General features: G+C 49.4%; 21 protein-coding genes, 1 pseudogene and 1 riboswitch. Of the genes and pseudogenes, 9 read left to right on the top strand and 13 right to left on the bottom strand.

Annotated elements, in window-relative coordinates:
* The first annotated feature begins 197 nt into the window (after positions 1–197).
* From OCY70_RS10090 to OCY70_RS10060, 7 genes are all read left to right on the top strand, one after another.
* Complete coding sequence (locus OCY70_RS10090) at positions 198–2,147, top strand: asparagine synthase-related protein (protein WP_213429507.1); 1,950 nt, start codon at positions 198–200, stop codon at positions 2,145–2,147.
* Between the two features lie 2 nt (positions 2,148–2,149).
* Positions 2,150–2,287, top strand: coding sequence for a paeninodin family lasso peptide (locus OCY70_RS10085; protein WP_213429506.1), 138 nt, complete (start codon positions 2,150–2,152; stop codon positions 2,285–2,287).
* Positions 2,288–2,390: 103 nt separating this feature from the next.
* Positions 2,391–3,332: an aldolase gene (locus OCY70_RS10080; protein ID WP_213429505.1), complete on the top strand. Its 942-nt coding sequence runs from the start codon at positions 2,391–2,393 to the stop codon at positions 3,330–3,332.
* A complete protein-coding gene (locus tag OCY70_RS10075) occupies positions 3,329–3,628 on the top strand; it encodes a lasso peptide biosynthesis PqqD family chaperone (protein ID WP_213429504.1) in 300 nt (99 codons plus the stop codon). Before OCY70_RS10080 ends, OCY70_RS10075 begins: the two co-directional genes overlap by 4 nt.
* Positions 3,625–4,086, top strand: coding sequence for a lasso peptide biosynthesis B2 protein (locus tag OCY70_RS10070; RefSeq protein ID WP_213429503.1), 462 nt, complete (start codon positions 3,625–3,627; stop codon positions 4,084–4,086). The genes OCY70_RS10075 and OCY70_RS10070 overlap by 4 nt, the downstream gene beginning before the upstream one ends.
* A gap of 17 nt (positions 4,087–4,103) precedes the next feature.
* A complete protein-coding gene (locus OCY70_RS10065; RefSeq protein ID WP_261944826.1) occupies positions 4,104–5,906 on the top strand; it encodes an ABC transporter ATP-binding protein in 1,803 nt (600 codons plus the stop codon).
* 67 nt (positions 5,907–5,973) lie between these two features.
* Complete coding sequence (locus OCY70_RS10060) at positions 5,974–6,309, top strand: helix-turn-helix domain-containing protein (RefSeq protein WP_213429501.1); 336 nt, start codon at positions 5,974–5,976, stop codon at positions 6,307–6,309.
* Positions 6,310–6,431: 122 nt separating this feature from the next.
* Here the strand turns inward: OCY70_RS10060 and OCY70_RS10055 are convergent, their stop codons facing one another.
* From OCY70_RS10055 to OCY70_RS10025, 7 genes are all read right to left on the bottom strand, one after another.
* Positions 6,432–6,602: an anti-repressor SinI family protein gene (locus tag OCY70_RS10055; protein WP_213429500.1), complete on the bottom strand. Its 171-nt coding sequence runs from the start codon at positions 6,600–6,602 to the stop codon at positions 6,432–6,434.
* A gap of 17 nt (positions 6,603–6,619) precedes the next feature.
* Positions 6,620–6,703, bottom strand: a riboswitch (cyclic di-GMP riboswitch).
* 89 nt (positions 6,704–6,792) lie between these two features.
* Positions 6,793–7,821: a UDP-glucose 4-epimerase GalE gene (gene galE, locus OCY70_RS10050; protein ID WP_213429499.1), complete on the bottom strand. Its 1,029-nt coding sequence runs from the start codon at positions 7,819–7,821 to the stop codon at positions 6,793–6,795.
* Positions 7,821–9,383: a lipopolysaccharide biosynthesis protein gene (locus tag OCY70_RS10045; protein ID WP_213429516.1), complete on the bottom strand. Its 1,563-nt coding sequence runs from the start codon at positions 9,381–9,383 to the stop codon at positions 7,821–7,823. Before OCY70_RS10045 ends, galE begins: the two co-directional genes overlap by 1 nt.
* 16 nt (positions 9,384–9,399) lie before the next feature.
* Positions 9,400–10,665, bottom strand: a complete 1,266-nt coding sequence (locus OCY70_RS10040; protein ID WP_213429498.1) for a peptidase — start codon at positions 10,663–10,665, stop codon at positions 9,400–9,402.
* 24 nt (positions 10,666–10,689) lie between these two features.
* Positions 10,690–11,661: a polysaccharide pyruvyl transferase family protein gene (locus OCY70_RS10035; RefSeq protein ID WP_213429497.1), complete on the bottom strand. Its 972-nt coding sequence runs from the start codon at positions 11,659–11,661 to the stop codon at positions 10,690–10,692.
* Positions 11,662–11,672: 11 nt separating this feature from the next.
* Positions 11,673–12,875 (bottom strand): glycosyltransferase, encoded by a 1,203-nt coding sequence (locus OCY70_RS10030; RefSeq protein WP_213429496.1) that lies wholly within the window; start codon positions 12,873–12,875, stop codon positions 11,673–11,675.
* A complete protein-coding gene (locus OCY70_RS10025) occupies positions 12,872–13,861 on the bottom strand; it encodes a nucleotidyltransferase domain-containing protein (protein ID WP_261944825.1) in 990 nt (329 codons plus the stop codon). The genes OCY70_RS10030 and OCY70_RS10025 overlap by 4 nt, the downstream gene beginning before the upstream one ends.
* A gap of 27 nt (positions 13,862–13,888) precedes the next feature.
* Here OCY70_RS10025 and OCY70_RS10020 point away from each other — a divergent pair, with 27 nt between their 5' ends.
* A complete protein-coding gene (locus OCY70_RS10020) occupies positions 13,889–15,079 on the top strand; it encodes an IS4 family transposase (protein WP_261944587.1) in 1,191 nt (396 codons plus the stop codon).
* A 157-nt stretch (positions 15,080–15,236) separates the two neighbouring features.
* On the opposite strand, the gene OCY70_RS10015 is transcribed toward OCY70_RS10020, so the two are convergent.
* Positions 15,237–15,578: a nucleotidyltransferase family protein gene (locus tag OCY70_RS10015; RefSeq protein WP_249725606.1), complete on the bottom strand. Its 342-nt coding sequence runs from the start codon at positions 15,576–15,578 to the stop codon at positions 15,237–15,239.
* A 129-nt stretch (positions 15,579–15,707) separates the two neighbouring features.
* On the opposite strand from OCY70_RS10015, the gene OCY70_RS10010 reads away from it, so the two are divergent.
* Positions 15,708–16,364 carry an acetyltransferase gene (locus OCY70_RS10010; protein ID WP_213430962.1) on the top strand — a complete coding sequence of 219 codons (657 nt, stop codon included), beginning with the start codon at positions 15,708–15,710 and terminating at the stop codon, positions 16,362–16,364.
* Here the strand turns inward: OCY70_RS10010 and OCY70_RS10005 are convergent.
* The 5 genes and pseudogenes from OCY70_RS10005 to OCY70_RS09985 form a co-directional block, all read right to left on the bottom strand.
* Entirely contained in the window at positions 16,355–17,530 is a 1,176-nt protein-coding gene (locus tag OCY70_RS10005) for an aminotransferase class I/II-fold pyridoxal phosphate-dependent enzyme (protein WP_213430963.1), read from the bottom strand. The two genes, OCY70_RS10010 and OCY70_RS10005, sit on opposite strands and share 10 nt — an antisense overlap.
* 12 nt (positions 17,531–17,542) lie before the next feature.
* Entirely contained in the window at positions 17,543–18,151 is a 609-nt protein-coding gene (locus OCY70_RS10000) for a sugar transferase (protein ID WP_213430964.1), read from the bottom strand.
* A complete protein-coding gene (locus tag OCY70_RS09995; RefSeq protein WP_213430965.1) occupies positions 18,148–18,903 on the bottom strand; it encodes a glycosyltransferase family 32 protein in 756 nt (251 codons plus the stop codon). Before OCY70_RS09995 ends, OCY70_RS10000 begins: the two co-directional genes overlap by 4 nt.
* Before the next feature lie 13 nt (positions 18,904–18,916).
* Positions 18,917–19,990: an EpsG family protein gene (locus OCY70_RS09990; protein ID WP_213430966.1), complete on the bottom strand. Its 1,074-nt coding sequence runs from the start codon at positions 19,988–19,990 to the stop codon at positions 18,917–18,919.
* 30 nt (positions 19,991–20,020) lie between these two features.
* Positions 20,021–20,861 (bottom strand): annotated as a pseudogene (locus tag OCY70_RS09985) (glycosyltransferase family 2 protein).

Here is a 20,861-nt window from a genome sequence, read left to right as displayed (position 1 = left end):
ATTCGGTTTGGAGTTCATTGTCTGACTGTCCACGTTCACATCTATTTCTATTTTTGCAGTTCCCGCCCTTTCTTTCACCCAGGGTTGACAATCCTTAAAGAGGGATGTTACTCTTTATTCACGTTCTTTATTAAGAACAATTTTATTTTTATTGTTCTTCCACAAGAACAAGGACGTGTATCCGGAGGAGAACGACGATGGGTGCGGTAGCAGGCATTTATCACCTTCAACACGAGAAGTTGGAACCCGGACTTGGCAGACAAATGATCGATGACTTGAGGCGCTTTCCCGCTGATTATGTAAGCAGTTGGAGTAACGGTTCCTTATTTCTGGGGAGCCTCCAACAGTGCATTACGCCGCAATCCATCAGCGAGGTCCTGCCCTGCTATGATCCGGTTACATCGCTCGCCATTACTTCGGATGCGATTATAGACAATCAGGACGAATTAGCAGACCAGCTTGAACTATCCAAGCCGGCTCGCCAGACCATAACGGACAGCCGGCTTATTCTGCAAGCATATATGAAATGGGGCCATGATATGCCCAAACATCTCGTAGGGGATTTCGCTTTTATCATTTGGGATGGAAGGGACCGCACGATGTTTGGCGCAAGGGATTTTTCCGGAACACGGACCCTTTACTTTCATCAATCCCCGGAACTGTTTTCATTCTGCACAATCATGGAACCGCTGCTTAAGCTCCCGCACGTGAAAAGAGACTTGAACGAACACTGGATTTCCCAATTCCTTGCTATCCCGATTACGACAGACGCCGTAGATTCATTTTCTACCGTTTATCAATCCATTAAGCAGGTTCCCCCTTCCCATTCCATTTTCGTTGCCAATGGGAAAGTAATCTTTCAACAATATTGCCGTCTGCAGCATACTGACAAGCTTGTGCTTACAAGCAACGAGGAATACGAGGAAGCGTTCCGGGATGTTTTTCAGACTGCGGTTCAAGCTCGGTTAAGAACGTTCCGCCAGGTCGGAGCACATCTAAGCGGCGGACTTGATTCCGGTTCGGTTGTGAGCTTTGCCGCACCGATGTTGAAAGCCTACAACAAACCTCTCTACACCTTCAGCTATTATCCGGTCGAAGGCTTTTCCGATTTCACTTCAGGCAACCGTTTTGCGGATGAAAGAGAATACATACGGTCCACGGTGGAGCATGTAGGCAATATCGAGATGAATGTATCCAGTTATCCGTCAAGCAACCCTTACTCCGTCATTGACGAATGGCTTGATACGCTGGAGATGCCGTATAAATTTTTCGAGAACTCTTTTTGGCTTAAGGGAATCTATGAACAAGCCGCTGCCCGGGACATCGGGGTTATGCTTACCGGACAGAGGGGGAACTGGACCATTTCCTGGGGGCCCGCCATGGATTACCAGGCCAGTCTGCTAAGGAAGGGGCGTCTCGTGTCGTTCTTCTGGGAGCACAGACGTTATTGCCAATCCCTTGGGGCGAATCCCTGGAAAGTGCTTCAAATCGTCGGCAAGAAGAGCTTTCCTTGGCTCGCCCCGCTGATTGCTCCGGGAGGCGACCCTGAGCTGCCGGTCTTGATTAACCCGGACTTCGCCAGAAAAACCAATGTAACTGACTACATGAAGGCCTGCGGCATGGACGTCTGGGGATCATCGACTCAGAATGCGTATGACATCCGCAAGGATCAATTTAATCAACTGTATTTTTGGAATATTAACGGAACGATCGGCACGAAGCTTTCCCTTAAGCATAAAATCTGGGACAGGGATCCCACCAATGATCTGCGGGTCGTCCGCTTCTGTCTGTCGGTACCTGATGAACAGTTCGTTCAGCAAGGCGTCGACCGTTCGCTCATACGCAGGGCAACCGCCCGCTACCTGCCCGACAAGGTGAGATTAAATCGCAAAAGACGCGGCGTGCAGGGCGCTGACGGCGTGTTCAGGCTCATGCCTCACTGGAGTGGATTGATCCGGGATCTTGAACAGATGATTGGCGATCCGCGCACTTCATATTATCTGAATGCCCCCCTGCTTCAGGAGCTGCTGAACGATATCCGGCATCACCCGCGGCCGGAGCTTGCCTTCGATCTGAAGTTCCGCGTGCTGATGCGCGGGTTCATCTTTCATAAATTCCTGTCAAGAATCTCTGGAAAGGAGGTGTAACCATGAAAAAGCAGTACAGCAAGCCGTCCCTTGAAAAATTGGATGTTCATCAGACCATGGCTGGGCCGGGTACCTCTACGCCGGATGCTTTCCAGCCGGACCCGGATGAAAACGTGCATTTCGATCCGATGGATAGCTAGACAACAGGCTTAATGAATGCGGTTATGATGCGGTACCCTCATACTTCTCACCGGGTATGAGGGTTCCCCTGTTCTCATTTTAAAGACCCTTGGAGAGATGAGCATGACCGAACGAGCAGCGGTAAGGACTGACCATTATAAAGCTTTTGGCTTCCGTATTGCGAGCGACTTTGTATTACCGGAACTGCCTCAGGCTGGTGACCGCGAGCCTATGGGCAACATTACGGTACGGCGGACAGACTTGCAGCCTCTCTGGAACAGATCCATTCATTCCTATGGAAACTTGGCTATTCGGGATCACGGCCGTACGGTTATGTTTCGGGTACCTGGAGCTGCCATATATGCGGTGCAGGATGGATCCTCCATTCTGGTCTCTCCGTTCGATCAGGCGGAAGAGGATTGGGTTCGGCTTTTTATTCTGGGGACTTGTATGGGCATTATCTTGCTGCAGCGAAAAATTGTGCCTTTGCACGGCAGCGCCGTGGCTATTGACGGGAAGGCCTATGCCATTATCGGCGACTCCGGGGCAGGGAAATCTACCTTGGCTGTGCACCTGATGTCCGAAGGATATCCGCTGCTTAGCGATGATGTGATTCCCGTCGTGATGACTCAAGGCTCTCCTTGCGTTGTTCCATCTTATCCTCAGCAAAAATTATGGGTGGACACATTGAAGCACATGGGAATGGACAATGCCAATTTCACCCCGCTTTATGAGCGTAATACGAAATTTGCCGTGCCCGCGGGGTCCAACTTTCATGATGAACCTCTTCCTCTGGCAAGTATCTTTGAGTTGGTTCCATGGGATGCAGCAACTCATATTGCGCCGATCCAGGGGATGGAGCGCTTTCGCGTCCTCTTTCACCATACGTACCGAAATTTTTTGGTGCAGCCGCTGGGATTGATGGAATGGCATTTCAAGACTCTGTCATCCTTCGTTCACCAGATCGGGATGTACCGTTTACACCGTCCCATGGTTGGATTCAGCACGCTTGATCTGGCATCTCTCATCTTAAACATTACCCGGCAAGGAGAGAAAGACCCATGAGCAAACTTCATTCGATCACCCCTGTCGATACGCTTGTTCAATGCGAGGGACATATCGTTAGCGATATGGCTGGCGAAAAAGTGATGTTAAGCGTTCAGAAGGGAAAATATTATAATCTCGGTACTCTTGGCGGCGAGATCTGGGACATGCTTATCACGCCCGTGAAGGCGGAACATATTATTCGATCCATTTTATCCGAATATGAGGTGGAGCCGTCGGAATGCGAGGAAGACATTCTCCTGTTCCTCTCGGATTTGGAACATGAGGGTTTGATACGGCATGTGAAGCGGCTATGAACCGGTTGAGAAGATGGATATGGTTATGCTTATTAGACCGGAAGACATTCCTTTTATTTGCGGAAGCTTTTCTTTATTTGGGGTGGGCGCGCATTCTTTTGTATTTTCCGTTCGCGAAGATCTCGCCGTTGCTGGGGAGACGATCCATGGAAACGCCCGCAGTTCATGATCCGTCGCATACGAAAACCATGAAGCATATTCGGAGCGCGATCCATATCGCGAGCCGGCACACTTTCTGGGAGAGCAAATGCTTGGTAAGAGCGATAGCAAGCATGAAGATGCTTGAGAAAAGAAACCTCCACAGCACTTTATATTTGGGGACCGGGAAAAATAAAAACGGTGAACTGATCGCACACGCCTGGCTCCGCAGCGGCTCGATATACATTACCGGGGCCGAGATGATGAAGCAGTTCGTCGTGGTGGAGAAATTCGCGAAGAGCGCAGGGACAGACTCATGAATTAAATTATTCTTTACATGAAGCGGCTTCACAAAACGGCAGGGTTACGATTAAGCCTCAACATTATTGGCATGGTGATCAGCAGTCTCCTGGAGGGCATGACATTTCTTCTGCTCATCCCCATGCTTACGGTTGGCGGCGTTCTGTTGTCAGAGCCGGCTTGGGAGAACAGGCTTCGTTTTTTGAACATCCTGCACAGCTTGCCGCAGGTTGCTTCCATAGCCATCATTCTAACGGTATACCTGCTGATTGTCGTCACTCAAAACCTCATTCATCGGGCCGTTATGATCCGCAATGCCGAGATAGAGCAACATTTCAGCAGACGACTGCGTTATGAGAACTACAGCGCTCTTCTAAGAGCGCAATGGTCTTTTTTCCTACAGCGCAGAACTTCCGATCTGGTGAATGCCCTTACGATCGAAACCGCCAGAGTCTTGGGAGGAATCAGTCTGCTTCTCCAGTTCATTACATCTGCGTTGTTTACCCTCGTTCAGATTGTTTTCGCCTTCTGGATCTCACCGAAGATGACGCTGTTCGTTATTGCCTGCGGAGCCATGCTTGCTTTTCTTTCCCGCGGATTTATTCGCAAATCCAAGCAGCTCGGCAGCCAGACGTCCAAGCTCGCCCAAGCCTATCTGGCAGGAATCACTGACCAGCTTCAAGGAATGAAAGATATAAAGAGCAACAATCTGGAACCCTCCCGCTTGGAGTGGCACCAGAAGCTTACCGAAGGAACCATGCAAGAGCAGCTGGATTATGTGCGGCTAAAGCTGAATTCCCAGCTGTTGTATAAAATATCGTCCTCACTGCTTATTGCCGGATTTATCTTTACGTCATTCCGCTTTTTTCCGAGTGAGGGGCCGTCTTTGTTGATCGTTATCCTGGTCTTTGCCAGGTTGTGGCCGAGATTTACCAGCCTCCAGTCCAAGCTGGAACAATTGGCCTCGACCAGCCCGGCCTTCAAGGCTCTTCAGCAATTGCAGCATGACTGCCAATTGGCCGCAGATCAGGCGATTACGCTTACCGAATCGCCCGCTCCGGAACCTGGCCATTGGTTCGTTATGCAAGGAATCGAAGTCAGAAATCTTTCGTTTCGCTATCAGCCGCAGCTGCCTGCGTATGCTTTGCAAAATATCAGCGTTCATATTCCTGCCCAAGGGATGACCGCTATCGTTGGCAAATCAGGGGCCGGCAAGAGCACGTTTATCGACCTCCTTATGGGCCTGATGCAGCCTGAATCCGGTCAAATCCTCGTGGATGGCATGGCGATCACGAATGACAATCTGCTCGCGTACAGGCGCTCCATCGGGTATGTGGCACAGGATCCGTTTCTCTATAATGCGAGCATAAGAGAAAACCTGTTGATGGTTAAACCGAGTGCCACGGAGAACGAGCTGTGGGAAGCACTCGATTTTTCCTCCGCAGCTGAATTTGTACGCAAGCTTCCTCACCAATTGGAGACGCTCATTGGAGATCGAGGCATTCGTCTGTCAGGAGGAGAACGGCAGCGGCTGGTCCTGGCAAGAGCCATCATCCGGCAGCCTTCGATCCTTGTTCTGGATGAGGCGACAAGCGCACTGGATACGGAGAATGAAAAAAAGATTCTGACCGCTTTACATCGGTTAAAGGATCGCATTACGGTCATTGTGGTTGCCCATAGGCTGTCCACCATCCAAAACGCAGAACAAATTTTAGTCATACATGACGGGAAATTGGTTGAACAGGGAACCTTTCTGTCATTATCCTCAGAAAAAAAGAGTATATTTGCAAATCTTTTACAAAATCAGGAGGTGCAGCCTGTTTCCGTCTATCCGCTGTAGCCGCTTTCGGAGGTGGCACAAATCGGATATAATAGGGACTAGCAGATGTATACACGGAGGTTAAATCATGATCGGAGAACGGATTCAAATCCTTCGAAGGAAGAAAAATTACTCACTGTCAGAACTCTCCGAAAGAGCCGGTGTCGCAAAATCCTATTTAAGCTCAATTGAAAGAGGACTTCAGCAGAATCCTTCCATTCAATTTCTGGAGAAGATTAGTGTGATTCTTGGGGTCTCGGTTGAGGAGCTGCTGCAAGACAAGGAAGCCTCGAATGAGACTGAGGTGTTGGACGAAGAATGGACTAATCTTGTAAAAGAAGCGATGGCTTCTGGCGTAAGTAAAGAGCAATTCAAAGAATTTTTGGAATATAATAAGTGGAAGCTGACACGCGAAGAGTCGTGATGCTCACTAGCGCTGACGCAGCCAAAAATAAAGAAATCTCCGGATGTTGAGCTCACCACGCATTATCTGTAAAAACGCCTCAACAAAGGAGATTTCTTTTCGATAATGTCAACGCTCGTGAGTTATGCTTCTGAATTAACATGGAGCGGCCATTCAGAATCAGATTGTGCCCGAAGATCGCGAAGAAGTTTACGAATGTCCTCAATGGAAAGGCCCATTTGTCGTGCAGTTAAGATAATAGCTACCCAATCCTTGTCCAATTGTTCAATGTTACCTGGAACCGCTTCATCCATGATTGCATTGCCTCCCGAATTTACTCGGCCGGTTGCACCACTAACTCCACGCGCCTAAAGTGCCCAGACAAAAAGCGCATTTCATCGTTTCCTAATATATACTTATTAAGTAGTATTATACACGACATTTGACGTTATATGGTGTCATAGTATGTCGTCTCTGGAGCACTAGTTTTGTCGAATTCGATGATTACCCGGCCGTGATCCTCTCGCAATAGCCTTGCGGATTATGAATCTGCCAATTCCAGCTATCCTCACACATGTCGATAATGCCGTATTTCGGGAACCATCCCAGGTTCATATGGGATTTTGTCGGATCAGCATAGCATATCGCGACATCCCCTGGTCTTCGCCCCACGATTTCATAGGGAATACGAATCCCCGACACCTTCTCGAAGGAATGGATCATCTCCAGCACCGTAAATCCCCGGCCCGTGCCCAGATTGTAAAATTCGACCCCATTTGTATGATCCAAATGCTCCAATGCTTTCAGATGGATTTGCGCCAAATCCACGACATGAATATAATCTCGGATTCCCGTCCCGTCTTTTGTAGGATAATCGCAGCCGTATACTTTAAGCGACGGCAATCTCCCCACAGCGACTTGCGTAATAAACGGCATTAAATTGTTAGGCATCCCATTGGGGCTCTCTCCGATCTTTCCGCTTTTATGAGCACCGACGGGATTGAAATACCTGAGAATGGAAATTCCCCATCTCGGATCAGAAGAAGCCAGGTCCTGCAGTACCTGCTCAATCATTTGTTTGGTTCTTCCATAGGGACTCACCGCCCCAAGGCTGGCTTCCTCCGAAATGGGAACACATTCTGGAACCCCATAAACCGAGGCGGATGAGCTGAATACCAGCTTGTACACGCCATGCTTGGCCATCGCCCTGCACAGGACCAGCGTGCTGGTAAGATTCGTATGGTAGTATTCAAGCGGCACGTGAACCGATTCCCCAACCGCTTTCAGACCGGCAAAATGGATCACGGCATCGATGCGATGTTGCTCGAATATTCGATTCAAGCGTTGCTCGTCGAGAAGATCCGCTTCATAAAAAGCAAATCCTTTGCCTGTAATCTCCGAAATCCGACGAATCGATTCCGGCTGGCTGTTGGAAAAGTTATCAAGAACGACGATTTCATATCCCGCCTCCAGCATTTCTACGCAAGTATGGCTTCCGATATAACCGGCGCCACCCGTAATCAAGATGGCCATTACCTTGTCTCCTCTCTCCGTATGACCGGATTGAATTTAGTAAGGAACGACAGCTTCCCCAGATTCGCCTTGGCTATGTTCGTTAAGTAGATAAACTCGCTCGATTTTCGAAAGCACGCATAGAAGATCAGGTTCGTTACGGACAGGCACAGCAGGGCCCTTGCAGCGATATCCCATAACAGCGGCAGCGTGAGTAAGCCTGCAATCCAGCCGCATAAGCATGACGCCAGAAGGACTAACGCGGCATGCAGTCCGTAACCGGTAAAGTAAGGGCGCAGCGGTTGAAAGAATACGTGCTTATGAAGCAGATAAGGATCAACCCAAAAATAGGTTAACAATCGGCTGATGACCGTTCCGAGGAACACTCCCGGCATCCCGATGAAGTGTGCTAGCACAATCGATAATACGATGTTGATTGCCGCTGCGATCAACGGGCTGTACCTTCCCCTGCGGAACATGCCGGTCGTATCCCGGAACATGGTCGAAGCATTTTGCATCCCCGTCGTATAAAAATTGAGCAGGATCGCAAGCAAGGTCTCCTTGCCAAGGACAAAGGAACCTCCGAGCCATAAAACAATCACGGGATCAAGCAAATTCCACAAACATACGGCACAAAGCCCGAACACCCAAAAGTTGGCCAAGCGTAAAACACGATAGAAGAAAAACTTCTTCTCCTTATCCTCCGTAGCGTTCAAATTCCCCACGCTGGCCGTTAGAGAATAGAAGAAATAGCTCAGAAAAGTAGTTAAGGTCGTCAGAATCAAATAATAATTGGAATACAGTCCAACCCATATGACGCCAAATAAGTTGGCTATAATCAGATTATCCGTCCCATTAATGACAACGCCGCTCACTTTGTACATCAGCAGGGAGCGCAAATTTTGAAAAAAGGTCTTCTTCTCTCCTTTGTCCAAAGGAGTGCTGACCGGCTCATTCAGGAATTCGTACTTTCGGTCGGCCACACGGGAAATATACTTGTTTCTAAGAACGCTCATTCCGATTTGGATGACAAGGAACAAAATGTAGTTTTTCGTAAAGAGAAGCACGATGATTTGGATCGTGTTCATGGCAATCACATACACACTATGGATTCGCGATATCACATGCTGCTGCTGGTCGGCCACAATGAGGGCCTGTTTATAAGCGAAGAAGTAGGTGGACACGGAATGGAGCAAAAATAACACATAGATGACTTCGATATGAGAAACCGTCGTTTCTCCCTGAATGAAAACATCAAGAAAAGGAATCAGGGAAAGCCCCAGCACGAGCACAATCATACCTATGCACAGATAGGCTTTTCGAAATAAATGCATAAAAGCTTTTATCCTGGCCCCGTCCCGATCGGCAAGAGGTTGATACAAGCTGTAAATAATGGCGGTCTCAAAACCGAGATTGGCAAGAGACAGGAGCATGAGGACATCGGAAAACAGACCGCTCACTCCCAGATACTCAACGCCAAGCGTCCATATAAAAACCGTTCTAACGATAAAACCCATTATGGTGCTAATGGCTTGTCCCAGCAGACCAAAAAAAATGTTATAAAGTGAATTTCGAATTCTCATCCCTGTACCTGCTCTTTTACCTGGTTTCACGGATTTGCTGCAGACCCGTTCTCACTTTCCTTCTGATGATCGGGAAAAATTGGGTTACACGGTAGCGAAACCGTTCTTTTCTTCGATGGGCCACGAAATCGTAATCTGGAAACCAAGACAGCAGATCCTGATCCTTCACGTTATCAGGGTTCTCCCGCATGCGCTCCTGGATCGGCTTCCATAACCGGTCGATTTGGATATTCGTGAAAAACTTGACCTCCCGCTTCAAAAACCGCTTCAGAAAACCGGAGAGCTCATCAGGCACCGGAAAACCGTAGTCATTCGGGTCATGGCCTTCTGCCGCAATCCCCATGATCGTTCTTACGCACTTCTCGCATTGACAGCAGTTTTCTGTGTTGCGATAGCATACCCGAACGGCGGTCTTGTCATTGGCAGCGGCGTAATGATCGGCAACCACTTTGACTTTATCCTGCCGGGACAGCTCGTATCCGTCATGGAACACATTTCCCGCTCCGTAACGAATCAGATTGTCCGTCGATGGGTCGGAAGCGCATGAATACGTGTTGCCGATCGTATGCGAGCTCGCAATGTAGATCGTTTTCACCTGTAACAAGCAGGCTGCAGGAACCGCAGCCGATATAATCGCCAGACCGTGATGCAGTCCATGCCACCAGGTGTCCCCCAGCGAGCGCCGGAAATCCCGGTCGATTCGCTGAGGATAGACGAAGGTGCCGTAATTGGACTCCACCAGAATATTGGAGAGCCCTTCCTTGCGGGCAAAAGCCTCCGCATGCTCACGGTCTGCAGTCCATACCTCGCTGTCTGCACATTCCCCTTCATGCCATCCGTACTCCGTAATGAGAAAAGGCTTCTTATCACGATGGCGTATATAGGTCGTCAAGGCGTCCAAGACCCCGCTAAATAACACGGCAGCTTCGTGCTCCGGTTGATAATCATAGGAAGACACCTGCCCAACCTTGATTTGCCCCTTGAGCGGAAAGCGGGGGAACATCTTCTGATATGCCTGCTTCAGTTCCGCAAGACAGTCATAGAAGGAACGATCCAGTTCGTCGACGTACAGCGTTGCATCCGTAAGCCACGCGAGCGGCATCAAGTTCGCTGCAAACGGAATCGACAATATGCTTGCTGGAAGACCCGAGATATCATAGTTATATTTCATAAATAAATGATTGCTTGGTCTGAAGTACTTTTGAAGCTTGGGGTCCACCCGAAAAAAATAGTCCACACGGTTCTGATTTACTTTGATTTGTTCCCGCGACAGTTGTATCATAGATTCCCTCCTTCAAGACCGGGGTTACCGCTGCATGAACTGATCCAGCCACGCATGAATGGCTTCCAGGTTCGTCCGGACATTCGTCGCAAATTCCGAATGGATCATGGCTTCAAGGCCAGCGAGATCCGTACGGTCAACGGTATTCAGGGCATACGTCTCACTCATTCCTCTGGCCCGTTCATCGACCGCAATAATGATGGAACGCTTCTTGTGGCGCATCGCATAAATTCCGGCATGCAGACGCGTGCCTACAAAGTCGACATCCGTGCTGAGCACAGCTTCATATTCTTCCAGCGAAGGAGGAATGACGTGAATGCTTTCGGTCTTCGATAACGTATGAAAGTAGGCATAATCATCGGCCCCTTGAACCCAGAAATATACTTTTTTATAACTCCTGAGCAGAACGTCGATCAGGAGCTGATCTTGACGGGGCGCTCTTGCGTAGTCTGTCAACGTAAACACGACGGCATCCGATTTCCCCCGGGGAATATCCTGGCAATGCTCGGGCGTTAACGCCCACATCGTCGGACATCCCGTATTTAACGCCTTAAGCCCTAAATCCGTGACGAATCTCCAGGTCCGTTCATCTCGAACGCTATGCACATATTCATGGGACAACACCTTGCGGTACAGCATTTTCGTGTACCGTTTTATTTTTTCTCCTTTGCCCGCCCCCACCCCCAGGAGAATGCTCCCTTGTAACGGACGATAATTAAACACATTAATATTCCATTGCGGGAAATGGGTGAACATGTCCATGGTCAATAGATTCGTTCCGCCGACGAACTTGTACTTGGCTCTTGCATAGAACTGAACACGTAATGAATCCCGCATCACCTGGAACCAGCCGAAGGGGGAAAGATGTGTAGGCACGGTAAACACATTTGCCTGGCGCGTAATCCCAGACAACTGGCGCCTCACGCATTTCATGATGATTTCATCCCCTTTGTTCAAGGAACCGACTGAGGTGTCGAGCAACAGGATGTTATCCATATCCACGCCTCCTATCCATTGTCATCCAACAATGCGTATAGTTTATTGAGTTCGCCCGCATTGCCATAATGAGTCCTGCTGCACACCTCCGCGAGCCGGCATCTTAGCTGCCGATCTCGATATAAATGCTCGATCCCTTCCGCTAAGCCCTCGACCGATAAATCCGTAATATATCCGTCCTTCCCGTCGGCAACCTGACTATGTGCCGTAGGATAACGGGTAATCAGAACAGGCTTGCCCAAAATCTGGGCTTCCGTTACAGTCACGGCTTTTCCCTCGTAACGGGAAGGCTGTACATAAAGATCGCCTTGCTTGATGAAAGGATAGGGATTGTACTGCTTGCCAAGCAAAATGAAAGCATCCTGCAGCCGATTCTTCGCAATGAGGCCGCGTATCATCTCCTCGTCTCCGCCATAACCCACAACGTACCAGGCAATGTCCTCAAGCCCCTTCTCTCTCAGCTTCTTCAAGGCCATGACAGCCTGGTCGATTCCCTTGGCGTACGACAAACGGGCGACGGTGACCAATTTGAAGCGCGGATCCGCTGCCATCGGTGAATCGACAGACTCCCCGGACATCATCTTGATGTAGTCCGGAGAGATAATGTTTTCGATTACCGTCACCCTGTCTCTCAGGGTTTCGTACTTTGCCAAGAAGGCTTCCCTGCATGAAGGAGATACGGCGATGATATGATCGAACTTGCTCCACAGCTTCAGATCAGAGCGCACATTCGTAGCTACGGTCGAATAATCGGTATGAATCCAGGCTATTTTTGTGCGGGCATCGACTTTCTCGGCAACGTAGTAATGGGGCCATAAGAAGCTTACAGCCGCATCGTAGAGCTGTTTGTTCCGGGGCAGGAAGGGAAGGGTATATCTCCACATCAGCTGCATCTGATAATATCCCGTTTCTGTAAACCCTCTCGCTTTCCCGGACATATCGGCATGCACTTTTGCGGTCAGTCTGCCGAGCCCGATCAGCATCTGCCGGCTCTTGATGATGTCGCCGATGGACTTTCGGAATGTGGCATAGGCTCGTTGCTCCTCCAGCAACCGGATTTGTTCGGGGAGCAAAGACATAAAATCGCCTTGATGGCGGTATAGCATCAGCTCCGCCTGATAGCGTTCATAATCAAAATGCTCCAGCAATCCGGCCAGGCTTCTCTCGACTCCTCCAACCTCCATATCGAAGGATGCGAACAGTACTCTTTTCATTTCTGTACACCCGCGCTTTTTCTCCATGCCCACAAGAAGGGCCTTAAGGGAATATAGATATAATGAAGCATTTTCGGCAATCGAATGACCTTGACATCCTCGGGATAAGGCAGCATAAAGCTTAGAATGAACAAAAATTTATGCCGTAGCGGCATTAACGCAAACAGATGGCGCTTATGGTAGGCTCCGATTTCTTCAGGTACCGGCTCCTTATGGAGATGAATCATCTGCGACAGATAGAACATGGCGTCCTGGGCCAGCCGCACCGATCTCCGCCTGCTTGCAAGCCGCTGCAGCTCCGGCGCTAACGGCGCTTGAAGCAGCGACGATGCCAGGACGACAAGTTGTCCCCCGGCGGGCAAACATCGGCGCCGCCTCAATCTATTCATGATCTGGCCGTGATCCGGCTGCTGGTTAAGAAGCTGCTTGATATCGAGCAGCCAGCGCAGTCTCGACCAGCCGTGTCGGGCGCCGTGGGTCACGAGAAAGACGAACAAATCCTCTGTGCCTAAATAATAGATCGGGCTGCCGAACAGCGTGCTTCTTCGCTTCCTGAGCCACAACTCGTTAAATTTCGGCTCCTTGGACGGGAACGGGTTCAGCCGCCAATGAAGCTCAACCTTGATGCCCTTGACCGGGTGAAAAAAGGTCAGATGGTGGTGCCGCCATTTCCAGTCCCCCAGTACGGACTCAATGTAGTCATCTTTCTCGTACCCTAACGTGATAAGTATCGTTTCCGCCCTAACTAATTCGGTCAAGGGAACGAGGAGATCCAGATCCGAGCAGGTGCGAAGCGAGACACTTCCATATAAATCCTGGCCAAGCACAGGTCCCTTTAAAAATAAACAACGCAGCACTAGCGTTGCATCAATCTTTTTACGAAAATTTCTACCCCATAAGTCTCTATATTTGTAACTTATTGAACTATATTCGTGGACAAAAATAAAGAAATCTCCTATTGTTGAGTTACCCAAAGCGTTATCCATAAAAACGCCTCAACAAAGGAGATTTCTATGGATAACGTACCGAATCAAAACGTCATTTGTCAATGCCTAAAATGGTTACATGTTCATTCTACTCGACACGAGTCATTGGATTACCGGGCCCAAAAGTTGTTTGTCGGCGCTTCGACACTCTTATTTGTAGAGGCACAGCTTCAGCAACGAGACTCATACAAAGTCATGTCAGAGCATGTAGCCGCTAATCCTGAATTTCAAGAACTGCTTGGACTCAAGAGCATAAGCGCTTCCCAACTATCGCGGAAGCTGAAACGGCTGCCTATGGAGTATCTTCAGACGCTCTTTTTCTCGCTCATTGATCGAATCAAGCAACTTACAAAAGGGAAACGCGGCATTACGCCTGGTATTGGGAAACTCAAGCTAATCGATTCATCGGGAATTACACTACCTCCCATTCTCGCGAAATGGTCCTATTGTTCCAAAAGTAGCCATGGCGTGAAGATGCACACCTCCTTGGTCGTTGCGGACTCCAAAACGATGTATCCAGACAAGATCGTCGCTTCAACCAAAGATGTAGCCGATCATGAAGTCGTGTTGGAATTTACAGTGGATAAAGATGCGACCTACGTGATGGACCGAGGATACCAGGTGTACGACCATTTTCAGAAATGGGTAGAGGATAAGATTAAATTTGTTTGCCGCGTCAAGCAAAAGAGCCGGTTAACGATCATCAGAAAAAGAGACCTCCCCAAAAGGCAGAATGGGTTTATCCTTGATGCTGATGTGACGATGCCGGAGCTGCCAGCGGTTCTGCGTTTGATTGAGTTTAACGATGACCAAGGGCGTACCTATCGAATTGTAACGAATCGATTTGACTTATCCGCACATCAAATTGCCGAGATTTATCGAAATCGCTGGCATATTGAGTTGTTTTTTAAATGGGTCAAGCAGCATATTCGATTGGTAAAACCCCACGGTTATACGGCCGAAGCGATTTGGAACCAAATGTATATTGCTTTAATCGCGTATGCTCTCTGTTTGCTGATTAAATTAACACTGGACTGTAAAAAGTCGACATGGGACCTCCTCCAGTTGATTCGCATCTATGCGGAAAAACCATGGGAAAATTTGATCGCTGCACTCAACCGCAAGCCGACTCGAACATCTAGAGGTCGACCAAAGCGAAATGGGAGACGTCCGAAAAAGGCAACAAAGTCGATGAAACCGAGACTGATTGTGACGTAATGACAAACGAAAACGATTTTTACATATAATGGATAACGCGTAGGGTCTGTTTCCAGCTCGACTTTTTTAGACTTAGCGCGGACATCGCAAATGTAAATATATATCATATATTGATGTTAATTGAAATTAGATTATGAACTAACCGCTCGATGCAACGCTAGTGACAACGCAGGCCTCTTCCGGTCAATTCCTTGCCGATATGTTCGATCTCGCTGCTCAGATGAAGCATTCGGAGCGTATTGGCGCAATATTGGCGGTACAGACGTTGAATGACCGCCGGGGGCACCATATCTTCGTCCATATCCTTCATCTGCATATACAGCACGGAATAGACTCGGTGATGCATCGCAAGCAGAAAAAATGCATCCCACTTGCAGTCCTGAAAGAGCCCGGCTTTATCCTTGCGCAAATCCTCGGGACGATCACTTGAAATAATCTCCAGAATCAACTTCATTTCGTTCGTCAGCATGTCTGTGTCCAAGATAAGGGACTTCTCCATGAACTTACTCCTTCAGTCAGATATCGCTCGCTTTAACGAACAAAATAATCTATAATTGTTCTTATTAAAGAACACTGCTCCAATGCCATTCTTCCCCGATTCACCTTAACTAGAGGAGGGACTAAGTTCATGCTCGATATTATTGTTTTTGGTGCCGGCGGGCATGCCAAAGCCGTCATTGACGTGATTGAGAAGGCCGGGGAATACCGAATCCTTGGTATCCTCGACAGCCATAAACCGCGCGGCACCGAGTGGTATGGATACGAAATTGTTGGAGGTCTGGATTACTTGTCCGCGCATCAGCAACGAATTCAGGGAGGAATCGTGGCCATTGGAGACAACTGGACCCGCTATCGCATCACGCAAAGCATAAGACAGGTCATGCCTGACTTTCGCTTCATTCGGGCCGTACACCCGCAGGCTTCGATCGCGAGAGGAGCCCGAATCGGCGAAGGTTCCGTTATCATGGCCGGCGCCGTAATCGGCAGCGATGCCATCGTCGGAGATCATTGCGTGATGTACACCCGCTCCTCGCTCGATCATGACTCGCGGCTCGGACATTATGCGACGCTCGCCCCCAATGCCGCGACCGGAGGACAAGTCCAGATTGGCGACTATAGCACGATCTCTATCGGCGCGAGCGTGATCCACGCCGTGATCATTGGCGAGCATTGCGTGATCGGTGCCGGCTCCACCGTTCTTCATAATATTCCCGGTTGCTCCATCGCTTACGGCATACCCGCCACCATAGCGAGAACCCGGCAGCCCGGTGAACGTTATCTGTAGACAGGAGCATTCGCGGACCGAAGGGACAAGAACTCTTGGATGCAGTCAATGACTCTTTGCTGGTCCGCCTCGCTCATTCCCGAACCGGAAGGCAGACAAATCCCGGTCTCGAACATCCGCTCCGACACCGGCTTCCCTTCGTCATGAGCATAGAACAGACAATCGTGGAACAGCGGCTGCAGATGCAGCGGCTTCCATACCGGGCGACTCTCGATGTTCGCGGCTTCAAGCGCATGGATCAACTCGGCAGGAGCCACGCCGGTTATCCGGTCATCCATCGTTAAGGCGGTTAACCATCGGTTCGATCGGGTGTTTTCCAGTTCAGGCATGAAATGAATTCCGTCTATTCCTCCCAGCGCCTTCCGGTACCTTTCAAAAATGCTCCGCCTCGCCTCAATCCGTTCATTCAGCACCTGAAGCTGCGCGCGCCATATTCCCGCCAGCACATTGCTCATTCGGTAATTGAAGCCCGTGACTTGATGCTGGTAATGCAGCGCCGGTTCCCTTGCCTGCGTGGCAAAAAAGCGCGCCCGGCGCAATTCGTCCGGATGATTGGATATAAGCATTCCGCCGCCTGAGGTGGTAATGATTTTATTTCCGTTAAATGAATAAATGCCAAAGCGTCCCATAGACCCGCTGGCTTTGCCGTAATAGAGAGAACCGAGCGATTCTGCCGCATCCTCAATGACGGGAACCTCATAACGTCCGCACGCCTCTATAATTTCGTTCATCTTGGCGCTCTGGCCATATAAATGAACGACGATGACCGCTTTGGGGAGGTTTCCGGCCCGTGCCGCTTCATTCAGCGCTCTCTCCAGGGCCGAAGGAGACATGTTCCAGGTATCCGGCTCCGAATCAATAAACACCGGCTTCGCGCCTGTATATGATATTGGATTCGCACTGGCTACAAACGTCAGACTGGAGCAAAAGACAAGGTCGCCCTTCCCTGCGCCAAGCAAGGTCAAAGCCAAATGAATTGCTGCGGTGCCCGAACTGACAGCAGCCGCGCCCTTCACCCGGGCATAAGCCGCGATTTCCGCCTCGAACGCATCGACATGAGGCCCGAGCGGAGCAATCCAATTGGTAGTGAAGGCTTCGTTAATAAAGTCTTGTTCCCTTCCACTCGTATGTGGGGGCGATAGCCATATTCTCCGGTTCGCTGTCATCTGCCGACTCCTCTACCTTTCCTGTTCATAGTTCACGGTACCCTTAAATACCGGCATCGTAACATGGTTGCCATGTTGAATGTTTCCGGGCTTCAATACGTGGAAGAACGTCATCCACAAAATTTTCAAATCCAGCCAGAAACTTTGGTGTTCAACATACCAGACATCGTACTTGAACTTCTCCTCCCAAGAGATCGCATTGCGTCCGTTCACTTGGGCCCAGCCCGTGATGCCCGGCTTCACGCAATGTCTCTTGGCCTGCTCCTCGGTATACAGCGGCAGATATTCCATAAGGAGGGGTCTTGGCCCCACCAGGCTAATATCGCCTTTGACCACATTCCATATCTGGGGAAGCTCGTCCAGACTGTATTTCCGGAGGAACTGACCGAACGGAACCAACCTTACATGATCCGGGAGCGGCTGGCCCGAGCTGTCTGTCTTGTCCGTCATCGTTCTGAACTTCAACAAATAAAATGGAACCCCATGTTTCCCCGGGCGAATCTGGCGGAACATAACGGGCGATCCGATTCGCATTCGTACCAAGAACGCAATGACGGCCAGCAGCGGCAACAATAACATCAACAGCACAATCGCAATAACAAAATCAAATATGCGTTTCATGACCGCGCACCTTTTTGCGATAATATCCTTCTAAGCCTTGCAATGTTCTCCGCACCGATGAAGCGGCTTAACTTGCGCTTGATGCAGCTCTTCACGCGGACATGGGCAGGAAGCCACGATTGGGCAAAATGATGGATCGTGTAACTATCGTCGTTGATGTAATTGCCTCCATTAATATAATCGTAAGGACTGAAGAACCATCTGGGATAAAAAACGACCCCGCTCGGAAGCGTCTGGTGCTGTCCGTTAAGCTTCAATCCATGCTTCTGGCTGATCCGGCTCATTATGGCCGTATTCGTCGTCAGATCGAACACATCCCCGCCCGGAAGCAGAAAAGGCCTGTCGGCATAGTATTGAAGCAGCTCTCCGATCCAGGGATGCTGCTTAACGGCCCCCATCGTTCCTGATTGCAAATATTGATGGTCCTCAAATCCCGAGAAGGCTTCATGCACCAGGAAGCGATGCAGCGGCTTGATCACTTCCACATCCGTGTCCATGTACACCCCGCCTTCATGATACAAGGCATGGAGTCTGACATAATCGCTAACGAACGCGAATTTGCGCGCCTCATAGGCTTCCCTTGCATAAAGATTGGCTTTGACGTCAAAATTATCTTCATTCCATTCGACCAGCTTGTAATCCGGGAGATGCTTCTGCCAGCTTTGAATACACTTTTTGATCAGCTTCGGTTTTTCGCCGCGCCCGAACCAGCAGTAATGCACAACCCGGGGAATTTTCTCCGCTCCGTCCAAGCCCTTTGCCCCCTTAATGAAACCAGATTAAGAAATCACTGCGATACATAATGCCGAGAACAAACATATTTTCATAAGTAAAGTAGATGCCGTAAATAACCAGAATGCATAAATAAATAAGCTTCTGGTCCTTCTTGCGGAAAGCCATGACGATCCATGATGTCAGAACAATCTGATACAAGTTAAAATAAATGGCCAGTCTGGCAAAAATCCAGTTTTGCGTAGAAATCAGCATAAAAAATGACCCGATCAACGACAAATTGACGATAATATCGATGTCAGCAAACAACATTCGCAGCTTATCCCTGCCCCAATAGGCAACTAGCAGCGGCATCATATATAAGCCGACCCGAATGATGTTAGCTCCCCCTTCCTTAAACTCCTTATATTCCCCATACTGCGTCTCGCTGAGAGCCGAGAACAGCAAATCGGAAAATTGGTTGAACAGACCGACGATGAGAACGCCGGCAGCCAGCAAGCCAAAAGTCATGCCGGTCCAAGCTTCCCTGCGGACGATAAAATATAAAGGAATAAGGATAAGCGCACTCATATGGAAAACGGAGGCCAGCGCCACCACAACCATGTATCTCTTCCAACTGCCGTTCAGCAAGTAAGCTGTCGCGGCAAAGAGTAAAGCCGCCGCCATATATTGCCGGATGCCGTTCATGGAGACAATGAATGCGCCGGACGTAATGTATACGTACATCGCCAGTTCAAACAATCTCGCATAGCGATGCATCACAAGCACAATCAATACATTCGTTATCAGCGCCGTCACAAAAATGAGGATTTGCGGGTCTTCTGAAATTTGTTTCAAAAGCATTTGGAACAGATTGAAGCCGACATCCTTCTCTGTTGCGATCGTCGCCCATGTGAAATTTTTGAGCGCATAAGCATGCATATAGAAAAACGTATCCCCGATATTCTTCCTCAGCCCCGCAACCATGACGATGACGAAGCATACCGCGGCAACGAGCAGCCGGTTCGGCCGGATAGATATTGGGCTATGGGGAAGAGATGCCGCAAAATACCTGGCTGTATATGAAAAAATGAAAACCATTAGAAGCGTAAGCCATATGATCGTCATCGCAGGGTTCCTCTCCCATTCAATCACACGCTACGTCTTTGCTACGATAAATACATAAAGCGCAAATCCGGGCAGCAGCGCCAACAAGGTAAGCAGCTTTGCGGGCGATTCCAGGAGCATTCCCGGGCTGCGGGCCAGGCAGCAGCTCGAGACATGATGCACCGCTTGTCTAAATTTAAAGGAAAGTCCCGCGAAAGGCAGCTTCATAAGCTGAACGCGATAAAAGGCGAATCCCCTGGGGTTATTGCGATAATGGCGCAGCATATTCCGGGAAGCCCCATCCGGCATGTACTCTACACAGCACAGGATTTCATTCATCAGCAGCAGCTCATAATCGCGGTCAATCATGTAATACTTGTAGGCCAATCCAACGTACTTTTCTCCTTCAAACAGGGGATAGCGATACTTTTTCGTAAGTTTCGTGCGGTAAACCAGCTTTTTATCGCCCGTAACGCCGTGCTTGTAGTACAGATCGAACAGCGTGGACCTTGCCTTGTCTTCCGGAAGCCGCGTCCCAATCACGGTCCCGTCCAGTGCGCAATCCAGGCCAACGATGCCGGCTACCTGATCACTGCCGTATCTGCGCCAGAAATCTATAATTTTCTCCACCGCGCCGTCAGGCATATAATCATCGGAGTCGATACGTGTTATGCGCTCCATGCATGCCTTGGTTCTCCTGACGGACGTAACGTATGGGAATCCGGTTGTCCGTGATCCAGGCCCGAACCAGTTCCGGTGTCTCATCGGTAGATCCGTCATCAATCACAAGCCACTCAAAATCGCCGCTGTTCTGTCTGACGAGGCTGTCATACAAACGCGTCAAGCAGTAAGCACGGTTATATGCAGGAGTAAATACCGTTAATGTTCGCAT

The sequence above is a fragment of the Paenibacillus melissococcoides genome (genome assembly GCA_944800085.1).
In the GTDB taxonomy this organism is placed as follows: domain Bacteria; phylum Bacillota; class Bacilli; order Paenibacillales; family Paenibacillaceae; genus Paenibacillus_B; species Paenibacillus_B melissococcoides.
This window is presented reverse-complemented; position numbering and strand designations above follow the sequence as displayed.

What these genes read in the sequence shown, in the direction of transcription:
- OCY70_RS10015 (WP_249725606.1), bottom strand. Translation starts at nt 15,578, where the DNA reads ATGGAGAAGTCCCTTATCTTGGACACAGACATGCTGACGAACGAAATG.
- OCY70_RS10045 (WP_213429516.1), bottom strand. Translation starts at nt 9,383, where the DNA reads ATGAGAATTCGAAATTCACTTTATAACATTTTTTTTGGTCTGCTGGGA.
- OCY70_RS09990 (WP_213430966.1), bottom strand. Translation starts at nt 19,990, where the DNA reads ATGACGATCATATGGCTTACGCTTCTAATGGTTTTCATTTTTTCATAT.
- OCY70_RS10035 (WP_213429497.1), bottom strand. Translation starts at nt 11,661, where the DNA reads ATGGATAACATCCTGTTGCTCGACACCTCAGTCGGTTCCTTGAACAAA.
- OCY70_RS10010 (WP_213430962.1), top strand. Translation starts at nt 15,708, where the DNA reads ATGCTCGATATTATTGTTTTTGGTGCCGGCGGGCATGCCAAAGCCGTC.
- OCY70_RS10070 (WP_213429503.1), top strand. Translation starts at nt 3,625, where the DNA reads ATGAACCGGTTGAGAAGATGGATATGGTTATGCTTATTAGACCGGAAG.
- OCY70_RS10075 (WP_213429504.1), top strand. Translation starts at nt 3,329, where the DNA reads ATGAGCAAACTTCATTCGATCACCCCTGTCGATACGCTTGTTCAATGC.
- OCY70_RS10030 (WP_213429496.1), bottom strand. Translation starts at nt 12,875, where the DNA reads ATGAAAAGAGTACTGTTCGCATCCTTCGATATGGAGGTTGGAGGAGTC.
- OCY70_RS10085 (WP_213429506.1), top strand. Translation starts at nt 2,150, where the DNA reads ATGAAAAAGCAGTACAGCAAGCCGTCCCTTGAAAAATTGGATGTTCAT.
- OCY70_RS10020 (WP_261944587.1), top strand. Translation starts at nt 13,889, where the DNA reads ATGGATAACGTACCGAATCAAAACGTCATTTGTCAATGCCTAAAATGG.
- OCY70_RS10060 (WP_213429501.1), top strand. Translation starts at nt 5,974, where the DNA reads ATGATCGGAGAACGGATTCAAATCCTTCGAAGGAAGAAAAATTACTCA.
- OCY70_RS10090 (WP_213429507.1), top strand. Translation starts at nt 198, where the DNA reads ATGGGTGCGGTAGCAGGCATTTATCACCTTCAACACGAGAAGTTGGAA.
- OCY70_RS10065 (WP_261944826.1), top strand. Translation starts at nt 4,104, where the DNA reads ATGAAGCGGCTTCACAAAACGGCAGGGTTACGATTAAGCCTCAACATT.
- OCY70_RS10055 (WP_213429500.1), bottom strand. Translation starts at nt 6,602, where the DNA reads ATGGATGAAGCGGTTCCAGGTAACATTGAACAATTGGACAAGGATTGG.
- galE (WP_213429499.1), bottom strand. Translation starts at nt 7,821, where the DNA reads ATGGCCATCTTGATTACGGGTGGCGCCGGTTATATCGGAAGCCATACT.
- OCY70_RS10080 (WP_213429505.1), top strand. Translation starts at nt 2,391, where the DNA reads ATGACCGAACGAGCAGCGGTAAGGACTGACCATTATAAAGCTTTTGGC.
- OCY70_RS10000 (WP_213430964.1), bottom strand. Translation starts at nt 18,151, where the DNA reads ATGAAACGCATATTTGATTTTGTTATTGCGATTGTGCTGTTGATGTTA.
- OCY70_RS10025 (WP_261944825.1), bottom strand. Translation starts at nt 13,861, where the DNA reads ATGGATAACGCTTTGGGTAACTCAACAATAGGAGATTTCTTTATTTTT.
- OCY70_RS10005 (WP_213430963.1), bottom strand. Translation starts at nt 17,530, where the DNA reads ATGACAGCGAACCGGAGAATATGGCTATCGCCCCCACATACGAGTGGA.
- OCY70_RS10040 (WP_213429498.1), bottom strand. Translation starts at nt 10,665, where the DNA reads ATGATACAACTGTCGCGGGAACAAATCAAAGTAAATCAGAACCGTGTG.